The 19,694-nt window shown below is 35.4% G+C and carries 19 protein-coding genes; 14 read left to right on the forward strand and 5 right to left on the reverse strand.

What is annotated here, in order from left to right; all coding sequences use genetic code 11:
* Positions 1-469 precede the first annotated feature (469 nt).
* From BC6307_RS03860 to BC6307_RS03885, 6 genes are all read left to right on the forward strand, one after another.
* Entirely contained in the window at positions 470-4,825 is a 4,356-nt protein-coding gene (locus BC6307_RS03860) for a S8 family peptidase (protein WP_066419210.1), read from the forward strand.
* Between the two features lie 72 nt (positions 4,826-4,897).
* The gene (locus tag BC6307_RS03865; RefSeq protein WP_066419168.1) at positions 4,898-5,218 is read left to right on the forward strand and encodes a hypothetical protein; all 321 of its coding nucleotides are present in this window, start codon (positions 4,898-4,900) and stop codon (positions 5,216-5,218) included.
* A 185-nt stretch (positions 5,219-5,403) separates the two neighbouring features.
* Entirely contained in the window at positions 5,404-6,009 is a 606-nt protein-coding gene (locus BC6307_RS03870; protein WP_066419165.1) for a TasA family protein, read from the forward strand.
* A 151-nt stretch (positions 6,010-6,160) separates the two neighbouring features.
* Entirely contained in the window at positions 6,161-6,619 is a 459-nt protein-coding gene (locus tag BC6307_RS03875; RefSeq protein WP_066419162.1) for a hypothetical protein, read from the forward strand.
* Positions 6,620-6,642: 23 nt separating this feature from the next.
* On the forward strand, positions 6,643-7,224 hold the full coding sequence (sipW, locus tag BC6307_RS03880) for a signal peptidase I SipW (protein WP_066419161.1): 582 nt from the start codon (positions 6,643-6,645) through the stop codon (positions 7,222-7,224).
* Between the two features lie 213 nt (positions 7,225-7,437).
* Positions 7,438-8,214 carry an enoyl-CoA hydratase gene (locus tag BC6307_RS03885; RefSeq protein ID WP_066419158.1) on the forward strand — a complete coding sequence of 259 codons (777 nt, stop codon included), beginning with the start codon at positions 7,438-7,440 and terminating at the stop codon, positions 8,212-8,214.
* A gap of 55 nt (positions 8,215-8,269) precedes the next feature.
* Here the strand turns inward: BC6307_RS03885 and BC6307_RS03890 are convergent, their stop codons facing one another.
* Complete coding sequence (locus BC6307_RS03890) at positions 8,270-8,455, reverse strand: YhzD family protein (protein WP_066419156.1); 186 nt, start codon at positions 8,453-8,455, stop codon at positions 8,270-8,272.
* 181 nt (positions 8,456-8,636) lie between these two features.
* On the opposite strand from BC6307_RS03890, the gene BC6307_RS03895 reads away from it, so the two are divergent.
* From BC6307_RS03895 to BC6307_RS03915, 5 genes are all read left to right on the forward strand, one after another.
* Positions 8,637-9,863: a metallophosphoesterase family protein gene (locus BC6307_RS03895; RefSeq protein ID WP_066419154.1), complete on the forward strand. Its 1,227-nt coding sequence runs from the start codon at positions 8,637-8,639 to the stop codon at positions 9,861-9,863.
* Between the two features lie 5 nt (positions 9,864-9,868).
* Positions 9,869-12,874 carry an ATP-binding protein gene (locus BC6307_RS03900; protein WP_066419152.1) on the forward strand — a complete coding sequence of 1,002 codons (3,006 nt, stop codon included), beginning with the start codon at positions 9,869-9,871 and terminating at the stop codon, positions 12,872-12,874.
* Between the two features lie 647 nt (positions 12,875-13,521).
* Positions 13,522-14,466 (forward strand): 3'-5' exoribonuclease YhaM, encoded by a 945-nt coding sequence (gene yhaM / locus BC6307_RS03905; protein ID WP_066421530.1) that lies wholly within the window; start codon positions 13,522-13,524, stop codon positions 14,464-14,466.
* Positions 14,467-14,539: 73 nt separating this feature from the next.
* Positions 14,540-14,722 carry a sporulation YhaL family protein gene (locus BC6307_RS03910; protein WP_066421533.1) on the forward strand — a complete coding sequence of 61 codons (183 nt, stop codon included), beginning with the start codon at positions 14,540-14,542 and terminating at the stop codon, positions 14,720-14,722.
* A gap of 149 nt (positions 14,723-14,871) precedes the next feature.
* Complete coding sequence (locus tag BC6307_RS03915) at positions 14,872-16,167, forward strand: uracil/xanthine transporter (protein WP_066421536.1); 1,296 nt, start codon at positions 14,872-14,874, stop codon at positions 16,165-16,167.
* 43 nt (positions 16,168-16,210) lie between these two features.
* Here the strand turns inward: BC6307_RS03915 and BC6307_RS03920 are convergent, their stop codons facing one another.
* Entirely contained in the window at positions 16,211-17,092 is an 882-nt protein-coding gene (locus BC6307_RS03920) for a peptidylprolyl isomerase (protein ID WP_066421539.1), read from the reverse strand.
* Positions 17,093-17,380: 288 nt separating this feature from the next.
* On the opposite strand from BC6307_RS03920, the gene BC6307_RS03925 reads away from it, so the two are divergent.
* Together BC6307_RS03925 and BC6307_RS03930 are read left to right on the forward strand one after the other, a co-directional pair.
* Positions 17,381-17,470, forward strand: coding sequence for a YjcZ family sporulation protein (locus tag BC6307_RS03925; protein WP_066421542.1), 90 nt, complete (start codon positions 17,381-17,383; stop codon positions 17,468-17,470).
* Between the two features lie 34 nt (positions 17,471-17,504).
* Positions 17,505-17,591, forward strand: a complete 87-nt coding sequence (locus BC6307_RS03930; protein ID WP_066421548.1) for a YjcZ family sporulation protein — start codon at positions 17,505-17,507, stop codon at positions 17,589-17,591.
* A gap of 81 nt (positions 17,592-17,672) precedes the next feature.
* Here the strand turns inward: BC6307_RS03930 and BC6307_RS03935 are convergent, their stop codons facing one another.
* On the reverse strand, positions 17,673-17,858 hold the full coding sequence (locus tag BC6307_RS03935) for a hypothetical protein (protein ID WP_066421555.1): 186 nt from the start codon (positions 17,856-17,858) through the stop codon (positions 17,673-17,675).
* Positions 17,859-17,956: 98 nt separating this feature from the next.
* Positions 17,957-18,499 carry a DUF3267 domain-containing protein gene (locus tag BC6307_RS03940; protein WP_066421558.1) on the reverse strand — a complete coding sequence of 181 codons (543 nt, stop codon included), beginning with the start codon at positions 18,497-18,499 and terminating at the stop codon, positions 17,957-17,959.
* A gap of 276 nt (positions 18,500-18,775) precedes the next feature.
* Between BC6307_RS03940 and BC6307_RS03945 the strand changes: the two genes are divergently transcribed.
* A complete protein-coding gene (locus BC6307_RS03945; RefSeq protein WP_066421561.1) occupies positions 18,776-19,105 on the forward strand; it encodes a DUF1878 family protein in 330 nt (109 codons plus the stop codon).
* On the opposite strand, the gene BC6307_RS03950 is transcribed toward BC6307_RS03945, so the two are convergent.
* Entirely contained in the window at positions 19,098-19,691 is a 594-nt protein-coding gene (locus BC6307_RS03950; protein ID WP_066421563.1) for an HTH-type transcriptional regulator Hpr, read from the reverse strand. The two genes, BC6307_RS03945 and BC6307_RS03950, sit on opposite strands and share 8 nt — an antisense overlap.
* Positions 19,692-19,694: the final 3 nt, after the last annotated feature.

Consider the following 19,694-nt stretch of genomic DNA (forward strand, 5'->3'; position numbering starts at 1 on the left):
AACCTTTATTTATAGGCAAAAATAACTATTTTTTAAAAATTTAGATTATTTCGACTTATTGCGACAACATTTTTTAAATGTTCTCTATAGAGTATAGTTTGTACCTGTATCCTACATAAGCGTCTTACAAATTGTTAGTTAGGACATTTGGAGTAGTTACGACTCAGGTTGGATTATGGGAATTTAATTGAAAGGGGGAAAGGCTCGAATGTTTCCATAGGCACTATTCTAAAATATGTTGTTAAACTCCGTTGCATCTCCAAGAAGTATCGCTAATAAAAAGAGAAAACCGCGATACAACGATAACTTCCTACTCACCACTGATCTTATATAATTCTAGTAAAATTGGAAAAGTTCATAACAGCTGTATAGCAGCATATTTTATGAGTACTGCCTTATTAAAAAATAAGGGAGGAATACTTAATTGAGGAGTTTTAAACGTAAGTTTACAAAATTAGCTGCCGTACTTATGTGCGCACTATTACTCGTTCCAAGTTTTAATTTTAACACGGCTTCAGCAGAGTCAAAAGGTACATCCGTTTCTTTTGCAGATAGTAAAGGTGCAGCTGAAGCTAAAGTAAGTAAAAGTTTAGTAGAAAAATATAAAAAAGATGAAATGGTATCATTTCTTGTTCGCTTTAAGGAGCAAGTTGATACTGTAAGTGTAGCAGCAAAAGCAGAGGAAAAAGCTGCAAAGCAAAATTTAACACCTGGCAAAACATCATTAGCAAAACGTTCTACAATTGTTTCTGAGTTACAAGCAACAGCTAAAGTTACACAAGCAGATGTTTTAGATTTCTTATCAAAACAAGAAGCTTCTGGAAAAGCTAAAGACGTACAATCTTTCTATATCGTAAACGGTATCGCTGTAACAGCAACTAAAGACGTTATGGAAAAAATCGCAAGCTTCCCAGAAGTTGAAGCAATTACACATAACGCTGAGGTTCAATTATATCCAAATGCTGAACCAACTTCTTCTGTAGAAGATGCAGCTCCTACTTCTGGAAATGTTGAATGGAACATTGAACAAGTAGGTGCACCTGCAACTTGGGATATGGGAATCGACGGTAGCGGTGTTGTCGTAGCTGTTATGGATACAGGTGTTCAATGGGATCACCCTGCATTAATCCAACAATACAACGGCTATGATTTTAACAATCCGAATAATCCTTCTCATACTTACAACTGGTTCGACGCAGTAAATGGTCGTGCAGTACCTTATGACGATCATGGACATGGTACGCACGTTACTGGAACTGTCCTAGGTGTGGAAATGGATGGAACAAATGCAATTGGTGTAGCTCCTGGAGCTAAGTGGATTGGGGTTAAAATTTTAAGTGGTTCAGGTAGTGGCTCTACAGCTGGCATTCTTGCTGGTGCACAATACTTATTAGCACCAACAGATGAAAATGGTGTGCCTAACCCAGATATGGCTCCTGACGTTGTAAACAACTCATGGGGTGGAGGACCTGGAATGGATGAGTGGTTCCGTCCGATGGTGCAAGCTTGGAGATCTGCTGATATCTACCCTGTATTTGCAGCTGGTAACACTACGTTAACTAACCCAGGTGGCCCTGGTTCTGTTGCTGTACCGGCAAACTATCCAGAGTCTTATGCGGTTGGTGCAACTGATATTAACATGAACTTAGGTAGTTTCTCATTACAAGGACCATCTCCATATGGAGAAATGAAGCCAGAAGTATCTGCTCCTGGTGTAAATATCCGTTCTGCTACTCCTGGAAGTAGTTATCAAGGTGGATGGAATGGGACGTCTATGGCGGCTCCGCACGTAGCTGGTGCAGTTGCTCTATTAAAACAAGTAAATGCATCTTTATCTATTGATGACATTGCTGAAATTTTAGAAACGACAGCAACACCAAGAACAAACTCTCAATATCCAGAAGCACCTAACAATGGTTTTGGACATGGGATCATTAACGTATTTGATGCAGTTTCATCTGTCATCTCCGGTTTAGGTACTGTAAAAGGTAACGTTACGGTAGATGGGGATGATGATCAAGCGCCTGTTATTGGGCATGATGGTCATGGTGAAACATATGCTGGTCTTCCAGTAGCAATTGAGGCATCTGTAGAAGACAATATTAGTGTAACAAGTGTAGTAGTGGAATACTCAAAAGGTGATTCTTTTGAAACTGTTTCTGCTAGACGTGTTAGCGGAGACTTCAAAAATGGAGTTTATGAAGCTACTATTCCTGGCGAAGATGTGGTGGAAGGCGAACTCGTATATCGTATTAAAGCAACAGACTTCGGTGGAAACGAAACAGTTAGTGACGACTATTCCATCACTGTAAATCCTGCACCATCAGTAGGATATTATCAAGACTTTGAAGAATCTTTTGCTGGGTGGGTAACATACGGAGATAACAACACTTGGGAATGGGGAGTACCGACTAGCGGACCAGGCTCAGCATATTCTGGTGAAAAAGCTGTAGCTACAAATCTTGCTGGACAGTATGTAAATAATACTTATTCCATTCTTGAATCACCACCGATTGCAGTACCTGAAAGCGGAGAAGCATTTTTACAATTCAAGCATTGGTATAACATCGAAAACAACTGGGATTTCGGAGATGTTTGGATCTCAGCTGATGGTGGAGCTACTTGGGATAATGTAGCAACATATACGAATGTATCAAACGGTTGGGTAGATGCTCAATTTGATTTAAGTGGATATGCTGGTAATACTATTATCGTTTCATTTGACTTAGATACAGATGGAAGTGTAGTACGTGACGGTTGGTACATTGATGATTTCCGTATTTCTGACACTGCTTTATCTAGTTTAGAAACTGGTAAAGAAGTAACGCCGAAAAAAGAACGAGGAGAAGTTACGAAAAAAGGTGTTAGAGAACGTAGTGGAGAAAGACCAGACGTTTCTAAGTTCAAAGATGTTTCTATTAATGTCGAGTCTAATTCTATTGGACCGGTAGCATTACCATTAGCTGCAAAAGTTTCCATTTTAGAAACTGGTCGTTCCGTTAATACAAATCCAGCTAATGGAAGTTATTCTATGACTCATGCAACTGGTGATTATACGATGGTTGCAGAAGCATATGGACATGAATCACAAACGCAAACGGTCACAATTGAAGATGGTGTTGAAGCTAATGTTAACTTCAACCTTGAAGAGTTAGCGAAAGGAACTGTAGCTGGAACTGTTACGAACGAAGCAACAGGTTTACCAGTTGAAGGTGCAACAATCTACTTAATGGAAGATGCTGCAGTTGCTCCAGCAACAACAGATGCAAACGGCGCATATTCATTAACAGGATATGAAGGTGAATACACTCTTAAAGTTGTAGCACCAAGCTATTACAGTCATGAGTTCACTGTAACATTAGAAGGTAATGTTGAATTAAACGTTGAATTAAAGCCATTCATCGGTTTCCCTGGTGAAATCGGCTATGATGACGGTACTGCTGAAAACGCTAGAGCGTTCTACGATGCTGGTAACGGTTGGGCAGTTAAAATGTCGTTAGAAGAAGGTCATAACAAAGCACTAGTAACTGGCGGTATCTTCCGCTTCTGGGATACTGAATGGCCAGTTCCAGGCGGTACAGCATTCCAAGTTGCAATTCATGATGCAAACGGAGCAGATGGTGCACCTGGTACTAGACTTGCAGGACCAATCGATGCAACTGCATTACGTGATGGGACTTGGACGCATGTAGATTTAAGTGAAGAAGGAATCGTTGTAGAGGGAGACTTCTACATGGTTTACATTCAATCGCATCCGAATCCGAACACACCAGGTTTAGCAACAGATGAAGATGGACCGAATGCAGGTCGTAGTTGGCAAATGGTTGGTGGGGCTTGGTCACCGGCACCAACGGCAGAAGGTAACTACATGATTCGTGCCGCAGTTAATTATGAGGTTACAGCACCAACTATTTCTTCACCTGTAGATGGAACATTCACTAATGAATCATCTGTAACGGTTGAAGGTACTTCTGCTCCATCTACAACTGTACATGTGTATAACAATGGTGAAGAAGTAGGAACAGCATCTACTTCATCTCAAGGAACATACTCTGTTGAAGTTTCCTTAAGTGAAGGAGAAAATAGCTTAACTGCTAAAGCTTCTACTGAAAATGGTATGACGGATGCTTCTGAAGCAGTAGTCGTTGTACTAGATCAAGTAGCACCAGAAGTTGAGATTACTAGTCCAGTAGATGGATTAAAAACAAATAGAGAAACAGTTACGGTTGAAGGAACAGTAGAAGATGAGAACATTGATAGCGTTACTGTTAATGGTCAAAGTGCTACTGTATCTAACGGAACATTCTCTAAACGTATTTTATTAGACGAAGGTGCTAACGAAATCGAAGTAGTAGCAACAGACAAAGCTGGAAACACAAGCTCTGACTCTATGACTGTTTATGCTAAGTTTAGCGATATTACGATTTCAAACGTTGAGCCTTCTGAAGATGTAACATTACGTGCAGGCGAATCTGTAACAATCTCCTTCTCAAGTGAAGAAGATTTAGATGCAAGCTTTGTATTACGTATGCCATTAACAAATCTTTCTGGCTTAAATAATGCAACAGAGCTTCCATTAACAGAAGTTGCCCCAGGTCAATATGAAGTAACATGGACTGCTCCTTCTACTATTATGGCTGAAGGTGTGGAAATTGAAGTAATTGCTAGAGATGATTATGGTAACGAATCTCGTGAAATTGCTGCAGGTAAACTTCATATTAATGGTTGGCAGCCTGGAGACAAGGATAGACCAGTAAGACCTTTACCAGGTAGACCAGACTTACCAGATTTACCGGTTAGAGGAGATATTGCACCAACGAAATAATTAAAGTAAGGAGGGAGGGTGTGAGATTCCTCTTACATCCTTCCTTTCTATTACTAATAGGAAAGTAGGTTAGTGACATTGAAATTAAGTGCCAAATCATTACTCATAGCAAGTATGTGTGTACTTATATTAGTTCCTAGCTATCTACTTGTAAATAACTCTTCTGAAGCAAAAGATCCATCAAAACAAGAAGCTAATACAACAAGCATAGAAACCGCAAAAGAAAAGAATTCTCTTAAATTAGAAGATGTAAATTTAGAAGGTACAAGCAAGCAAAATAGTGTTGCTCCTTCGAAGGAGAAGTCACTTAAAGAGAGGCCTTCAACTCCAAAAGTCGGTAGACCTGAATTAAAAGATGTTCCTGGCTACAAGGACGAGGCTAAAAGAAAATAAAGTACTCCAATAATACTTTTAATAGGGAATGGATAAATTATTAAAAATTGTAAAATAGTACTTTATATTTTCGGGTAGAACAAGTATACTATAATTAACATTCTTTATAAAGAACGCATTTTGCTGTAAAAAAGAACAAACGAAAGTAAGTATGATACAAAGGGAAAAAGAGGAGGAAACTTTAAATGAAACTTAAAAAGAAATTAAGTATGGGACTAGCTCCTGCAGCTCTTGGATTATCTTTATTAATTGGGGGTACATATGCGTACTTTACGGATACTGCTGATGCTAACGGTACTTTTGCAGCAGGTACTTTTGATTTAGCGGTGAACCCAGAAACAATTATTGAAGTAGATAATATGAAGCCAGGCGACTGGATGAATCGCGTTTTCTATCTTGAAAACAATGGATCACTAGATATTGCAGAAGTTATATTGGAATCATCTTATGAAGTAATCGATGCGAATGGCGATAATACAGAAGACTTCGGAAAACATATTCGAGTTAACTTCCTTGAGAATGTTGACAAAACAGGTAGAGAATACTACAACGATATTATCTTCTCTACAACTCTATATGACTTAAAAGATATGGCTCCAGATGCAGTAGAAAAGAAAATTGATGAGTACTTTGGAGAAGGTAGCGGCTTACCAGCTGGTACAGATGACTTAATGTGGGTACAATTTGAGTTCGTTGACAATAATGAGGATCAATCACAATTCCAAGGTGATTCCTTAATCATTAATTGGAAATTTGTTGCGAAACAAGGTGAAGGTGAACATATAGATTAATAGGACATATTTTATCATTAGAAAGATGGGGACAACCCCATCTTTCTAAAAATTGTTTGCTTAATGATTTGAGCAAAATGTAGATGCTATTTCATTTATATTTGCTGAGATCGTTAATGAGTAATGCATTAAAACTTGGGGGTGTTCTTTTATGTATGGGCAAAAAGGGAAAGTGAAAGAAAGAAAAAATAAATTCCGGGGATTTTTTTTACATAATATTACACTTATATATTTATTTACTCTAACTGTTTCGTACTTTGCGTCAACAACTGATGCGTATTATATCGACACCTATAAAGTGACAGGTACTTTACAGGCTGGCTATTGGATAGAAGAGGATACGAGTGAAATAGAAGAAATAGAAGAAACAGAGGAAATAGAAGAAACAGAAGGAATAGAAGAGAAATCTGACAATGAAAAGGAAGCAGCAGAAGAGGAAGAAATCCCGACAGAAAGTAATAAGGAAGAAGTTAGTGACGAACAACCACCGTTAAGTGATTCAGAAGAAGAGGAGACAGTAGAAGGTGATATAGAAGAGAAAGAAGAAGAGATAGAAAAGGAAGTAATAGATTTTGAAGAAGATGACGAAATGGTAGACGAAGATGAGTAGTTTAATAAAAGAAGGTGAAGAGAATGTCTTTTAAGTCCATTATATCTGGGGTAATTAATGTTGTGACGATAGGATTATATATTGGATTAGCACTCATCATATTTTTTGTGCTTTCATCAAAAGCTTCTGGAGGAGAGCCTCAAATATTTGGCTATCAACTAAAAACGGTTCTCTCTGGATCTATGGAGCCTACATTTATGACAGGATCCATTATAGCTGTGAAGCCAGGGGGAGATATGACTAGATTTAAAGAAAATGATATTGTCACATACAGGGAAAATAGGGCAACATTAGTTACGCATAGAATTGTAGAAGTAATAGAAAAGAACGGTAACATTATGTATCGAACTAGAGGAGACAATAATGATGGGGTGGATCAAACGTTACTCCTACCAGAAAATATAGTAGCGCAATATAGCGGTTTCACTATTCCTTACTTAGGCTACGCTATTGAATTTACGAAATCTAAAAATGGTGTTCTATTCTTGTTTTTTATCCCGGGATTAATACTAATTATTCAGTCTATTATTAATGTAAGAAATATACTCGTGGAATCGAAAAGTAGTGATCAACACGTAGCTAATAATGTGGAAGAATCTACGTGAAAAAAGGGGGCTGTCCTAATAGTCAGTAGAAACTGACTATTAGGACTTTTCTGTTCATTAACCTTGTAAGGATTATGAAATGTTCATTAGTTGTTAGCACAAATATTCATTATTAGTAGTTGGACTTTGTATTATTTACACATTTGTTTTAATAACCATGGTATAATTTGAATGAATAATCATTCATTTTTAACGAGAAAGGATGTGCTACATATGAAGGAATGGAAAAATGTTCAGTATGAAGATAATGGAAAAATAACAAAAATTACTTTAAACCGTCCAGATAAGCTAAACTCCTTAAATGATGAATTGTTATATGAATTGGAGAAAGCCTTACAAGAGGCTGCTAAAAGCCCATCCTCTATATTAATTTTAACTGGTAAAGGGAAAGCGTTTTGTGCGGGTGGAGATATTAAAATGATGTTAGAGGAAGATGAGGCATTGTATGAGTCTGTCATTACGACTATAAATAATATTGTTTCCACCCTTTATTCATTAAAAAAAGTTACAGTTTGTACGATTAATGGGGCTGCGGCGGGATTAGGACTAAGTATCGCCCTAGCTTGTGATAAAGTGGTGGCAGTACCAACGGCTATACTTGCGATGAATTTTATTGGAATAGGACTAATACCAGATGGAGGAGGACATTTCTTCTTAAAGAACAGAATAGGGGAAGCAAATGCTAAAAGAATAATATGGGAAGGTAAAAAGCTTCATGCGAAAGAAGCGAAGGAGCTTGGCTTAATTGATAGTATTGTAGAAAGTGAGATAGATGACTTTATTTTAGCGGAAATAAAACGTCTACAGTTAGCTCCTTTACAGGCGATGATTGAAACGAAGACAATCCTTCAAAGAACAGAATATCCAATTCTAGAACAAATGCTGTTGTTAGAAAAAGAGGGACAACGAAAGATGCGTCACACGAAAGATCACCAAGAAGGAATAAAGGCGTTTTTTGAAAAAAGAGTACCTCACTTTAAAGGGTGTTAGTAAAAGAAAACCATCGCTAACTCAATTAGCGATGGTTTTTATAATGGTTGGAATATTATCGATGAAATAATAGTAACTTTCCTTTTGAATTTGTACAACGGTGAGTTGTTTGTAGGAAATTTAATTCTTCTAGTCTCTTTTCTCCCAATTGTTTTGCTTCTTTTTCACTTGCAGCCTCAAAAGTCTCATCTAACAATTTTTCCCCATTATTATGAAAAACAGTTAAAGTAAATTTCTCCATCATATGGCCCCCCTTACACAATAATGAATGGATGTTCATTTTCTATTACTGTATCACGAAATTGGAAAAATGAAAACAATTTAGTAGGAATGATGTTATCCAATAGAAAAAACTTTCATACGAACGTGCATTCGTGTTTTAAGCATGGTAAAATAGAAGAAACTTTAAATGGTGAGGTAAAATGATGCATTCAATTAAATTTTTACATTGTGCGGATTTGCATATAGACAGTCCTTTTTATGGCTTACATACATTACCAAATAACATATTAAAAAAAGTGCGAGCGAGTACTTTTGAATCGTTAAGGAAAGTAGTACAAACTGCCTTGGACGAGGAAGTAGACTTTGTCTTAATAGCAGGAGATTTATTCGATGGCGAAAATCGAAGTATTTACGCGCAAGCTAAATTAAGAGAACAGTTTTTACAGTTGCAGGAAGCAAATATTCATGTGTACGTTATCCATGGAAATCATGATCATCTAGAAGGTAATACTTCTACTAGTTTTCAATATCCTAATAACGTTCATATTTTCCCAGCAGAAGTTACTTCCTTTCCATTTTATAAACACAATCAACACGTTGCGAACATTTATGGATTTAGTTATCCTACACGCCATCATTATGAAAATAGAGTCGATGAATACGTGAAAGAAGAAGATGTTCCATTTCATATTGGGATGATTCACGGAAACTTAGCTGGCCGTGAAGAGCATGATCCATATGCTCCCTTTACCGTCCAACAGCTTCTATCTAAACAATTTAACTACTGGGCATTAGGCCATATACATAAAAGAGAAATACTTTATTCTAATCCGTATATCGTGTATCCAGGTAATATTCAAGGCAGGCATAAAAAAGAAGAAGGTACAAAAGGCTGTTATGTTGTGACGATGAGTGAGGAAAAAACGGAGCTTCAATTTTTTAAAACTGAAACAGTCCTCTGGGATACTACGTTTATAAATATAGAAAACATGAAATCAATTGATAGAATAGTTGATGCCATACAAGATGAAAAAAGGAAAAAGCGTGCAAAACATGAAGGTGTGTTATTGCAAGTTATTTTGCAAGGACAAGGGGAGCTTCATTCCGAGCTTGTGCAGCAGGACAATCAAAATGATCTGCTAGTACTACTAAACGAACAAGAAGAGGAAGATGTCCATTTTGTCTACACGTATGACCTGAAAGTGCAAACACAACCACTTATAAACAAAGATCAGTTAAAAGAAACCCCATTTTTTATAGACTTTTTTAAACTCGTGGAAGAGACAAGCGATATTGACTTTAGCGCATTATATTCTCATAGCGAGGCTAGAAAATATTTAACTTCATTGACACTTGAAGAGAAACAAGAAATGAAAACAGAAGCAGAACAATGGATTATTACAAAAATACTAGAGGAAAAGAGGTGATACGAATGATAATAAAAGAAATTCATATTTACGGTTTTGGTAAACTACAGGACATTCAAATAGATGGATTATCTAATAAAATTCAACTATTTTTGGGTGAAAATGAAGCTGGGAAGTCAACGATTATGGCTTTTATACAGGCTATCCTTTTTGGATTTCCATTGAAAAATCAAACAGAGTTACGCTATGAACCGAAGCGAGGAATGCAATACGGTGGTAGTTTACTATTGGATACATCGGAATTTGGTGAGGTGAAAATAGAAAGAGTTGCTGGTAAGGCAGCGGGAGAAGTAACTGTTTTCTATAATGACGGTAGTACTTCCACCGATATTCAACCTATCCTAAAAGGAATGGAAAAATCGCTATATAAAGGAGTATTTTCCTTTAATATTATGGATATTCAAAACATCGCCTTAACAGATGTGGACCAATTAGGAAGCTATCTATTCTCCTCTGGATTTATCGGTTCGGATCACATACATAAAATAATGCAAACGTTAGAAAAAGATAGTGAGGCATTGTTCAAACGAAATGGTAGAAAACCGATTATTAACGAACAATTAGTAGTATTAAAAGAGTTAAATCATGATGTAAAACAGTGGAAAATGAAATTAACAGATTATGATAATTTGCAAAGAGAAGTAAAAGAAATACAGAAACAAATTAAGAATGTACAATTGGAATTAAAAGCATTGCAAGCTGAACAGAGTAAAGTGGAAACGATGGTAGCTATCACACCGATGCTCCTTGAGAAAAATAAACTAAAAACAATTATTTCCTCCTTACCACCATATAAGCCATTCCCTGCTGATGGTAGGGTGCGTCTAGAACAGTTAAATATACAATTAGCCTCATTGCATACAAAAAAAGATAAATTAAATAAAAGGTTAGAAGAAATAGAAGGGAATATTCGAACGCTAAAGATTGACGATAAGGTTAAAACGCATAAAAGAGAAATAGAAACATTTCTTGCTGGTAAAGGGGAATATGAACAAGCTAAAAATGAATATGAAAAAGTACAGATTTCTTTAGAAGAACTAACACAAACAATTAGCCGCCTTAAAATGGATTTGAACTGGGAGGAAAGGAAACATACAGAAATAATTTCATGGGATGCAAGCCTTCCTAATAAAGCCTTTATGAGGGATTTAGTCCAAAAGCAGTTAAGAATGGAGGAACAAAAAACAAGGCTAGATGAACAATTTATAAAAGTAAAAGAAGATGTGGAACAATCCGAACAAACTATTAAAGAATTAAAAGGTAAAATGCTGACCGAAGAGGAAAGAAATCGGTATAAAGAAAGAATAATGAATAGTCAAAACAGTAAGCTGGAGCAAGAAATAGAACTACATGAAAAAATGATTGGAAATATTGATACACAAATAAAGATGCAAAAAAATAGAAATGAAGAAAATAAGAAAAAACAAACGGCAATGAAATATTCAGTCATAAGTTTGTTAATGTTGCTAGCTGTTTGGACTTTCATACAACAACAATATGTTGTTACCGGAATTAGTCTTTTGGTTGCAGTCTTTTTATTCTTTTGGCAGTTTAAAGGTGATTCTGCTTCGGTTTTGTTGGAAGAAAGAGAGAAGCTACGAGAAAGTGTCGTAAGCTTAAAAGCACAAGTAGACGAAGTTAAATTTAATCGTGAAGAAGTTACTCATATGGAAAAGAAGCTATTAGAGGATGAACACATTCTTCAAATATTAATGAAAGAGAAATTGCAATTCCAACAAAATGAAAAAAATTATGATCGTATCATTGAGCAGTATGAACAATGGGAGGAGCAACAATACGTTGTTCAACAGGAATGGCAAATTTGGCTCGAAAAGTGCTATTTTAAATCCTTTCCTGTCGTGTATATGGAAGAAGCGTTCGATAAAGCATCTTTACTAAAATCAACTGTAGAAAAGTTTGAACAATTACGAGAAAGAAAAAAAGCGCTAGAGGTCGAACTGTATAGGTGGAACGATAATAGAAAGGCACTTGAAAAAAGTTTAAACGTTAAAGTTGAAACGGATTCCGATATCTTTTATCTTTTGGCAACGAAACAAAAAGAATTGGAAGAAAATATAGTAAAGGAAACACAACTGTTAGAAAGTAAGATGGAGCTAGAGAACGAATGGGAGCTTCTAGAAATGGAACAGCGTTCGTTGCTTGAAAAAAAACAGCAACTGTATACATTCGCAGAGGTGAACGATGAAGAGGCTTTTCGTATAAAAGAAAAAAATTATCAACTAGGAACCGACTACGAGAAAAAACTTCTAGACTTACAAGGGCAGCTTCACCAATATTTTGTAAACTATCATTTTAATGAAGAAGATTGGTATAAAGAATCAGATTGGGTCGAGCGTAAAAAAGAAATTTCGCAATTGCTAGAACAGCTAAGAACTAACGAAAGAGAGTTATATAAAAAACAATCTCAACTAGAAGAAAGTATAAAAGTGTTAGAAAATGGTTCGACGTATTCTGAAGTGTTACAACAATATGAGATTGCGAAAGCCAAACTTACTAATCAAGCTAAAAGATGGGCCTTCATTCAAACAGCACATCAACTTTTAGAAAAAACATTGCTTTATTATCGGGATGTAAAGCTTCCCAATGTATTAAACGTCGCTACTCGTTATTTTAACATGCTTACTGATGGAAACTATGTAAATATATTAGATCCGAAAGAGGAGCAAACATTAATGGTAGAACATAAAGATGGGGTAAGATACTATCCTAAGGAGCTAAGCCAAGCAACGATTGAACAATTATATTTATCTCTTCGATTTGCTGTTGCATCCATTTGGAGCAAAGAACACGCATTTCCATTTATTTTAGATGACACGTTCGTGAACTTTGACATAGCACGAACAAAACAAGCGATAAACCTGTTAAAGGAAATCTCAAATGAAGGACATCAAATTTTATTTTTCACTTGCCACGAAAATATAAAAGAGCTAATGGCTACCGATAAAGAAGATAATGTTTTTTCCTTTAACAACCTTAGTCCAATTTGCTGAAAATACATGCAAATGATATGCTATGGAAGAAATAAAACGCACGAAAACGTATACAAAAGCGCTTGGAAATAGGCGAAGGTTGCAGTTTTTATAAAGGTAAGAATCGGAGTGCAAGGGACCATCAAACCACGATTCAATTTTCATGGTAGATGCAAGTGAAATTTTGCACCATGGCGCATGAAAATGGGTGGTTCGACTTTGAAAAGCTACAATTTTTTACCTTTCTAGATTTATAACCGTGAGTGGAACGTAGCGGAAGACACTTGACTCCAGCGGGAGGTAGAGGGAAGGTCGAGACCCCACAGGCGAAGCCGAGGAGGCTCGACTCCGCGAAAAGCGTAGACGGCTCGCTCAGGTCCAATCAAACTGGACTTTTTCCGCAGGAGATAAAGGAAACACAGCGAACGAAAGTGAGCTGATGTTGACTTATCGTACGGAGGAAAAGGGAAGTTTGAGCCGGACCTAGCCGTCGAAGCTAGACATCTCCCCGCGGAAAGCAAGTGTCTGTAGCGAAGTGTAACGGACTAACTTATAACGTATTCCTACAATCAATGTTGTCTATAATGGAATGCTAAATTTCCAAACATGCCTATTTTTAAGGTAGATATAATAAGAACCAAATATCCCAAAGGAGAGGAGCATCCTTTATGAAAAAAGGTGTTTTACATTTTGAAGTTGGAGAACAAATCGATTTATACCTATTAGTAAAATCAGCCACAAAAGGAATTGCAAGCAACGGAAAACCATTTTTAACTTTAATCCTACAAGATAAATCAGGCGATATCGAGGCAAAACTTTGGGATGTATCACAAGGGGATGAAGAACGCTATATAGCCCAAAGCATAGTAAGAGTGCTCGGAGATATCCATCATTATCGTGGAAAAAACCAATTAAAAATTAGAAAAATTCGTGAAAAAGAAGCACATGACCCTGTAACAATAAGTGATCTATTAGAAACAGCTCCCCTCTCAGAAGAAACGATGATGGATAAAATTACAGAAGCAATTTTTGAAATGAATAACCCTAATATTCAACGTATAACACGTCACTTAATGAAAAAATATCAAGAACCATTTTTAACATATCCAGCAGCGACAAAAAATCATCATGAGTTTGTTTCCGGTTTAGCTTACCATGTCGTCTCCATGCTTGAACTAGCGAAATCAATCGCTACACTTTATCCGTCGTTAGATAAAGACTTATTATATGCTGGCGTAATTTTACATGACTTAGGGAAAGTAATGGAGCTATCTGGTCCAATTTCTACTACATATACGATAAAAGGTAATTTAATAGGTCATATTTCTATTATGGTAAATGAAATCGAAAAAGCAGCAGAAGAATTAGGAATTGATGGAGAGGAGCTAATAGTACTTCAACATTTAGTCCTGTCCCATCACGGAAAATTAGAATGGGGAAGTCCGAAACAACCAATTATTAAAGAAGCAGAAATTCTTCATTATATTGATAATATTGATGCGAAAATGAATATGCTAGACCGTGCTTTAGCGCGAACAAAGCCAGGAGAGTATACAGAACGAATTTTCGCAATGGACAATCGCTCCTTCTATAAACCTACTTTTCATAAATAGATAGTAATAGTTTTGAATTTCTTTCATATACATGCTAGTAAGTATAGCTTGGCTAACGAAAGGGAGGAAAAAGATGAGTTGGTTTATTTTTTTACTGATTGTAGGAATTTGTTTTAGCGGTTATATGACAGTACGTACTGCAAAGGATGAAAGAGAAAAAGAAGATGTGATTATTGAGCAAGAGGGCAAATTATACATGGAGCGTCTAGAGAAAGAGAAAGAAAAACGGACTCATGTATATTCAAATGGAAGTTAAATGACGTGAAAGCAAGCTAAGGATAAAACCTTAGCTTTTTTCTATGGCAAATAAAATTTTTTATTGTTGTTTTCAGTAAGTTTGTTACAATGAGTAAAAAGAGAATATTATCAAATGTTCACTCGTATTAAGAATGAGAAGTGTATGTAATGCATAGAATTTTTAACTCATTGACCATTTTTTCATCGGTACAATGGCTTTTTTTTATTTTTGCTAATACGGTAGTTGTACCAATTTCACTTGGCTCGATTTTCCAACTTCCTACCGAAACAATTGCTATGATGCTACGTAGTTCACTTATTTTAACTGGTGTAGCATGTATTCTACAAGGGTGGATTGGTCATAGGTATCCCCTGATGGAAGGTCATTCTGGTTTGCTTTGGGGTGTTATGCTTAACTTAGGTATCTCTGCCTCAGCACTAGGTATGAGCTTCGAACAAATTGGTGGAGGGATCGCGACAGGAATATTGTTAGCAGGTGTTGTTACGGTTTTTATTGCGGTGTTCAATTTAATTGAATATGTTCAAAAAATATTTTCACCTATGGTTACTTCTGTATATTTATTTTTATTAACGTTTCAGCTCATCTTTATTTTTTTCCAAGGGATGCTTAAAGTATCCGATGATGGGTCTTTAAATGTACCAGTGAGCTTACTTTCTGTTAGTATCGTTATTTTAGTAAGTTTATTAAAAATAAAAGGAAATGCAGTTATCGGTAATTTTTCGATTTTAATTGGTATTGTAGTTGGATGGGTACTATATGTCTTATTGTTTCCTCAATTTATTGAACAGCCTGTATCAACAGGTTTTGCTATTTCGCTGTTTCCGCTCGGACAGCCTAATTTGCAGTATGGGATTGTGGCAGTAGCATTTTTTGCTGGAGTACTAAATTTAAGTAATACAATCGCATCAATTAGAGCAGCCGCTAGTTTATTTAAGGAAGAAGCAGATAATAGTCAATATCGGAAATCGTTTTTTCTAACGGGCTTATTTGCATTCGTGTCACCTGTTTTTGGTCTTGTGCCATATACACCGTTTACATCTTCCATTGGTTTTTTACAAAGTACGAGAATTTTTCATAAAGATCCGTTCTTTATTGGTGGAGGAATGTTAGTGCTAATTGGTTTAATTCCACCGTTCGGTGACTTTTTATCAACGATGCCAGTAACAATTGGGAACGCAGTTTTATTTGTTGCTTATTTACAATTATTCGGAACTGCTTACAATAGTTTAAATGGGACTGTACTTAATTCTTTTACTGTTTTTCGAGTAGCTGGACCTGTACTATTAGGTGTATGTTTACTAAACATATCTCCAGAAATATTAAGTAGTGTACCTATTCTTTTACAACCTTTTTTATCAAATGGTTTAATTATGGGAGTTGTATTATCCATTTTAATGGAATCATGTATTAACTGGGAGAAAATAGGGCAACGAGAAGTATGAAGAAGAGGTTGTCCTAATGGACAACCTCTTCTCTAAATTAATTTTAATCTTCTGTTGTGAATGTGTTTTTTAATTGTCCATCTAATACTTTTACATTGGCGTCCTTTAGTGCTTCTTGTACTGCAGTCTCCACGATTGTAGGATCTGCCATCACTTTATTTTGTCGTACTTCGTTTTTTATTTGTTCATAAACTTCATCGAATGGCTGCTTTTCTTCTTTATCAGTAAGCAAAATAATATGGTAACCGTACATTGTTTCTACAATATCGCTAATTTCTCCAATTTCAAGATTGTACGCAGCATCTTCAAACTCTGTTAACATTCTTCCTGGTCCAAACCAATCCAAATCACCACCGTTTTCAGCGGTAGCATCTGTAGAATATTCTTTTGCTAGTTCGGAAAAATCTTCTCCTTCGTTTAATTTTGCTTTAATTTCTTGTGCTAACTGTTCGTCTTCCACTAAAATGTGACTAGCTCGAATGGGAAGTTTTAGCTGATCGTAATATTCTTTTATTTCTTCATCTGTAACCGTTACTGCCTCCATCCCAATTTTTTCTTGAAGCATCGAAACTGTTAATGTAGGGATAAATTGATCATCCGATTTAAATCCACTATTTCTTAAGGCAAGTTCATATTGGGGACCTAACTGCTCTTTTAATTCGTCTAAACGCTCCTGAACTTCTTCATCGGTTATTTCAATCTGGTTGCTTAACACCTTACCGTATACAAGTTCTCTTAAAATTTCCTCACCAAACCTAATTTTCATTGCTTCATATAGTTCTTCTTTTGTAATGTCACCATCCGTTGAAGTAGCGACAACAGTTTCTTCTGCAATTTCTTCGCTATCGTTAATTGAATTATTGTTACAAGCAACTAATCCAATTAATAATAATCCAGCAAGTATGGAAAAGTACCAATTTCTCAATTTTCTACACCTCAACTAAATAAATTTACAAGTCATACTATATCACATGGAGAATAAGAAAAAAAACTTGTGGACAGATGATGAAGGATTTAAAAAAAATGGGTAAACGTCCAATCAAAAATATGACAAATACATATTTATATAGAGAAACATGAAACAAAAGGCATTGTTACAGTAATCCTTCCCAGGGTTTCATGTAATGAAGTAAGGCCGGCTAAAATCGCCTACGCCTTCGTTAAGAACGTTGCAAATGCAGGTTGTAACTTCTCAAAAGGAGGTGTTACTAAAATGAGTGCTCCATATGCAGGTGGAGGATTTGCGTTAATTGTCGTATTGTTCATCTTGTTAGTAATTGTAGGTGCAGCATGGCTATACTAATTACTTGTCAGATTAAATAAAGGAGGAAAAAGGAATGTCAGGTTATGCAGGTGGCGGTTTCGCGCTAATCGTTGTATTGTTCATCTTGTTAGTAATCGTAGGTGCAGCTTGGTTATATTAATAAAAAAAGAGATGAGAGGCTTGCTCTCATCTCTGTTTTTTCATTAAATTAAATTTGATTGTGTTCATGCTCCTAATAAACTTATTGTGACGAAAGTAATATATCTACATAAGAAGAGATTAATAAGATAGTAATAAGTACGTTAATAGTCCGGTACACACCTTCTTGTCGCTCTTCAGGAATTTCTTTTTGCTCACATAAAGAGTTCGTCAGTTTATTTATGTAATAGAGTATGAATACAGCCACCGGGATGAATAAGATAGCCATACAGGTCTCCTCCTTTAATGGCGTGCTATTATAGTTTAACAATAACAAAAAAACAAAAGAAAAGATAGCTTGACATTTCAAAAAAATATGGAAGAGACCTAATCTTCGTTCATTATTAATATATCGTAACCATTTTCAATTTCTTCAATTTGACAAGCCCTTGGTGCAGAGTTTATTTGTTTAAGATATAAAAAGTCCGGAACAGATAATCCAATGTTAAAAGCGAGCAAAATAGAAATATAATGAAAATATGCTGGTAACATAAATGTTAATACTGTAAGAATAGCTGTTATCGCAATAACAGGCATTAAAAATATAACGTATGATTGAAATTTTGAAAAAGGTTGTTCCGATTTAATCGTTAAAAACGGAAGGCAATATTGTAAGCGCCATGAGAAGCATACTTTTTTCTTCGATAGTACTACTGGTAAAGCATGAAATAATTTATGTGTAGTTGGTATGCAAATTAACGCTAACAAAAACAAGCTAAAATATTTTGATGAAACATCTTGCTGAGAGAATATTAGATTAAAAGATAAAAAGATCATAATAAAGGCTAGTAATGTAATAATTAAAGAAACACCTGTGATGCGGTGGACTCCATATTGTCTATTAATATTTATGGACTTCCAACAGTTCATGTAGATTCACCTTCCAAAGTAAATAAAAACTAGAAATCATTAGAATACTTTACGACGTTTTATTGGAAAAATCAATAGCGAAAATCACTTTTTTTTGTCATGTTTTATTTGTTCTCGAAAAAATGGATATGGAGATAATTCAAAGAATACTAGACTAGTATAAATCTAGCTTTTTTCTTTTCTTGAAAAACATAAACATTAAATAATATTTGGCAAATGTAAGAAGAACAGATAGAATAGAGGTGTTATGAATGTGGAAATTTAGGAGCGAGAAAAATGGAAGTATTAGAGGATAGATTGGCAAAAATTGAATACCATCTGCAATTATTAATGAAGCATATTGATGTAGAATTATATCCATTTGACATACTAGTAATAAAACGAGGGATTAGTAAAGAGGAAGTAGAAGTACTATTTGAAATATGTGAAAAATTGAACATAGAATTAGAAAAGCAAAAAGCGGATGGATTTGTAACATTTTCACCGCTTCTCACTAAATGGAATGCTTTAATACCAGCAAAATTTCCTAAAGAGGAAACTATATTCGCTCTTTATAAACAGAATATTTATAGAGATTTAACGAAGGAGCTATTAAATCTTATATAGTGTTAGACAATTCCGCTTTTTCTTCTGTTTTCTTCTTTACAATTTTTCCATCAACATCTTCAAATCCTTGTTCGATATTGTTAAATGATCGTTCAAAAATGTCCATGAAATCATCACCGTAAACATTTTTCACAACACACATTATATCTAAGAAATCAGGGAATTTCCCATACAATTCTTTTAATGGTAAGGCACCGTTATAAGTAGAATGATTAAAAGGCTTATAATTTTCCATCATATCTAAAAGCATTTCTTCGCCTTTAGATGTTAATTCAATATACGTATTTCGTTTATCATTTTCTTTTTTAGAGAATCGGAGGAGTTCGCGCTCTTCCAGTTTTTTTGAGAAATTAAATGCAGTAGAAACATGCATTACTCCAAATTTAGCAATTTCAGATATACTAGCACCTTTTAAGTGATAAGCAATCCATATAATATGATGTTCATTAATATTTAAGTCATAAGGCTTGATCCATTGTTGCCAATCCTTTTCAACTGACTTCCACAATGCTTTACTAACTTGAGCCACGCGTTGACTAAAAAGCATAGCTTCAATTAAAGAGTACTCTTTATTTTTAGTATTCATCTT

Source organism: Sutcliffiella cohnii, assembly GCF_002250055.1.
Lineage (GTDB): Bacteria > Bacillota > Bacilli > Bacillales > Bacillaceae_I > Sutcliffiella > Sutcliffiella cohnii.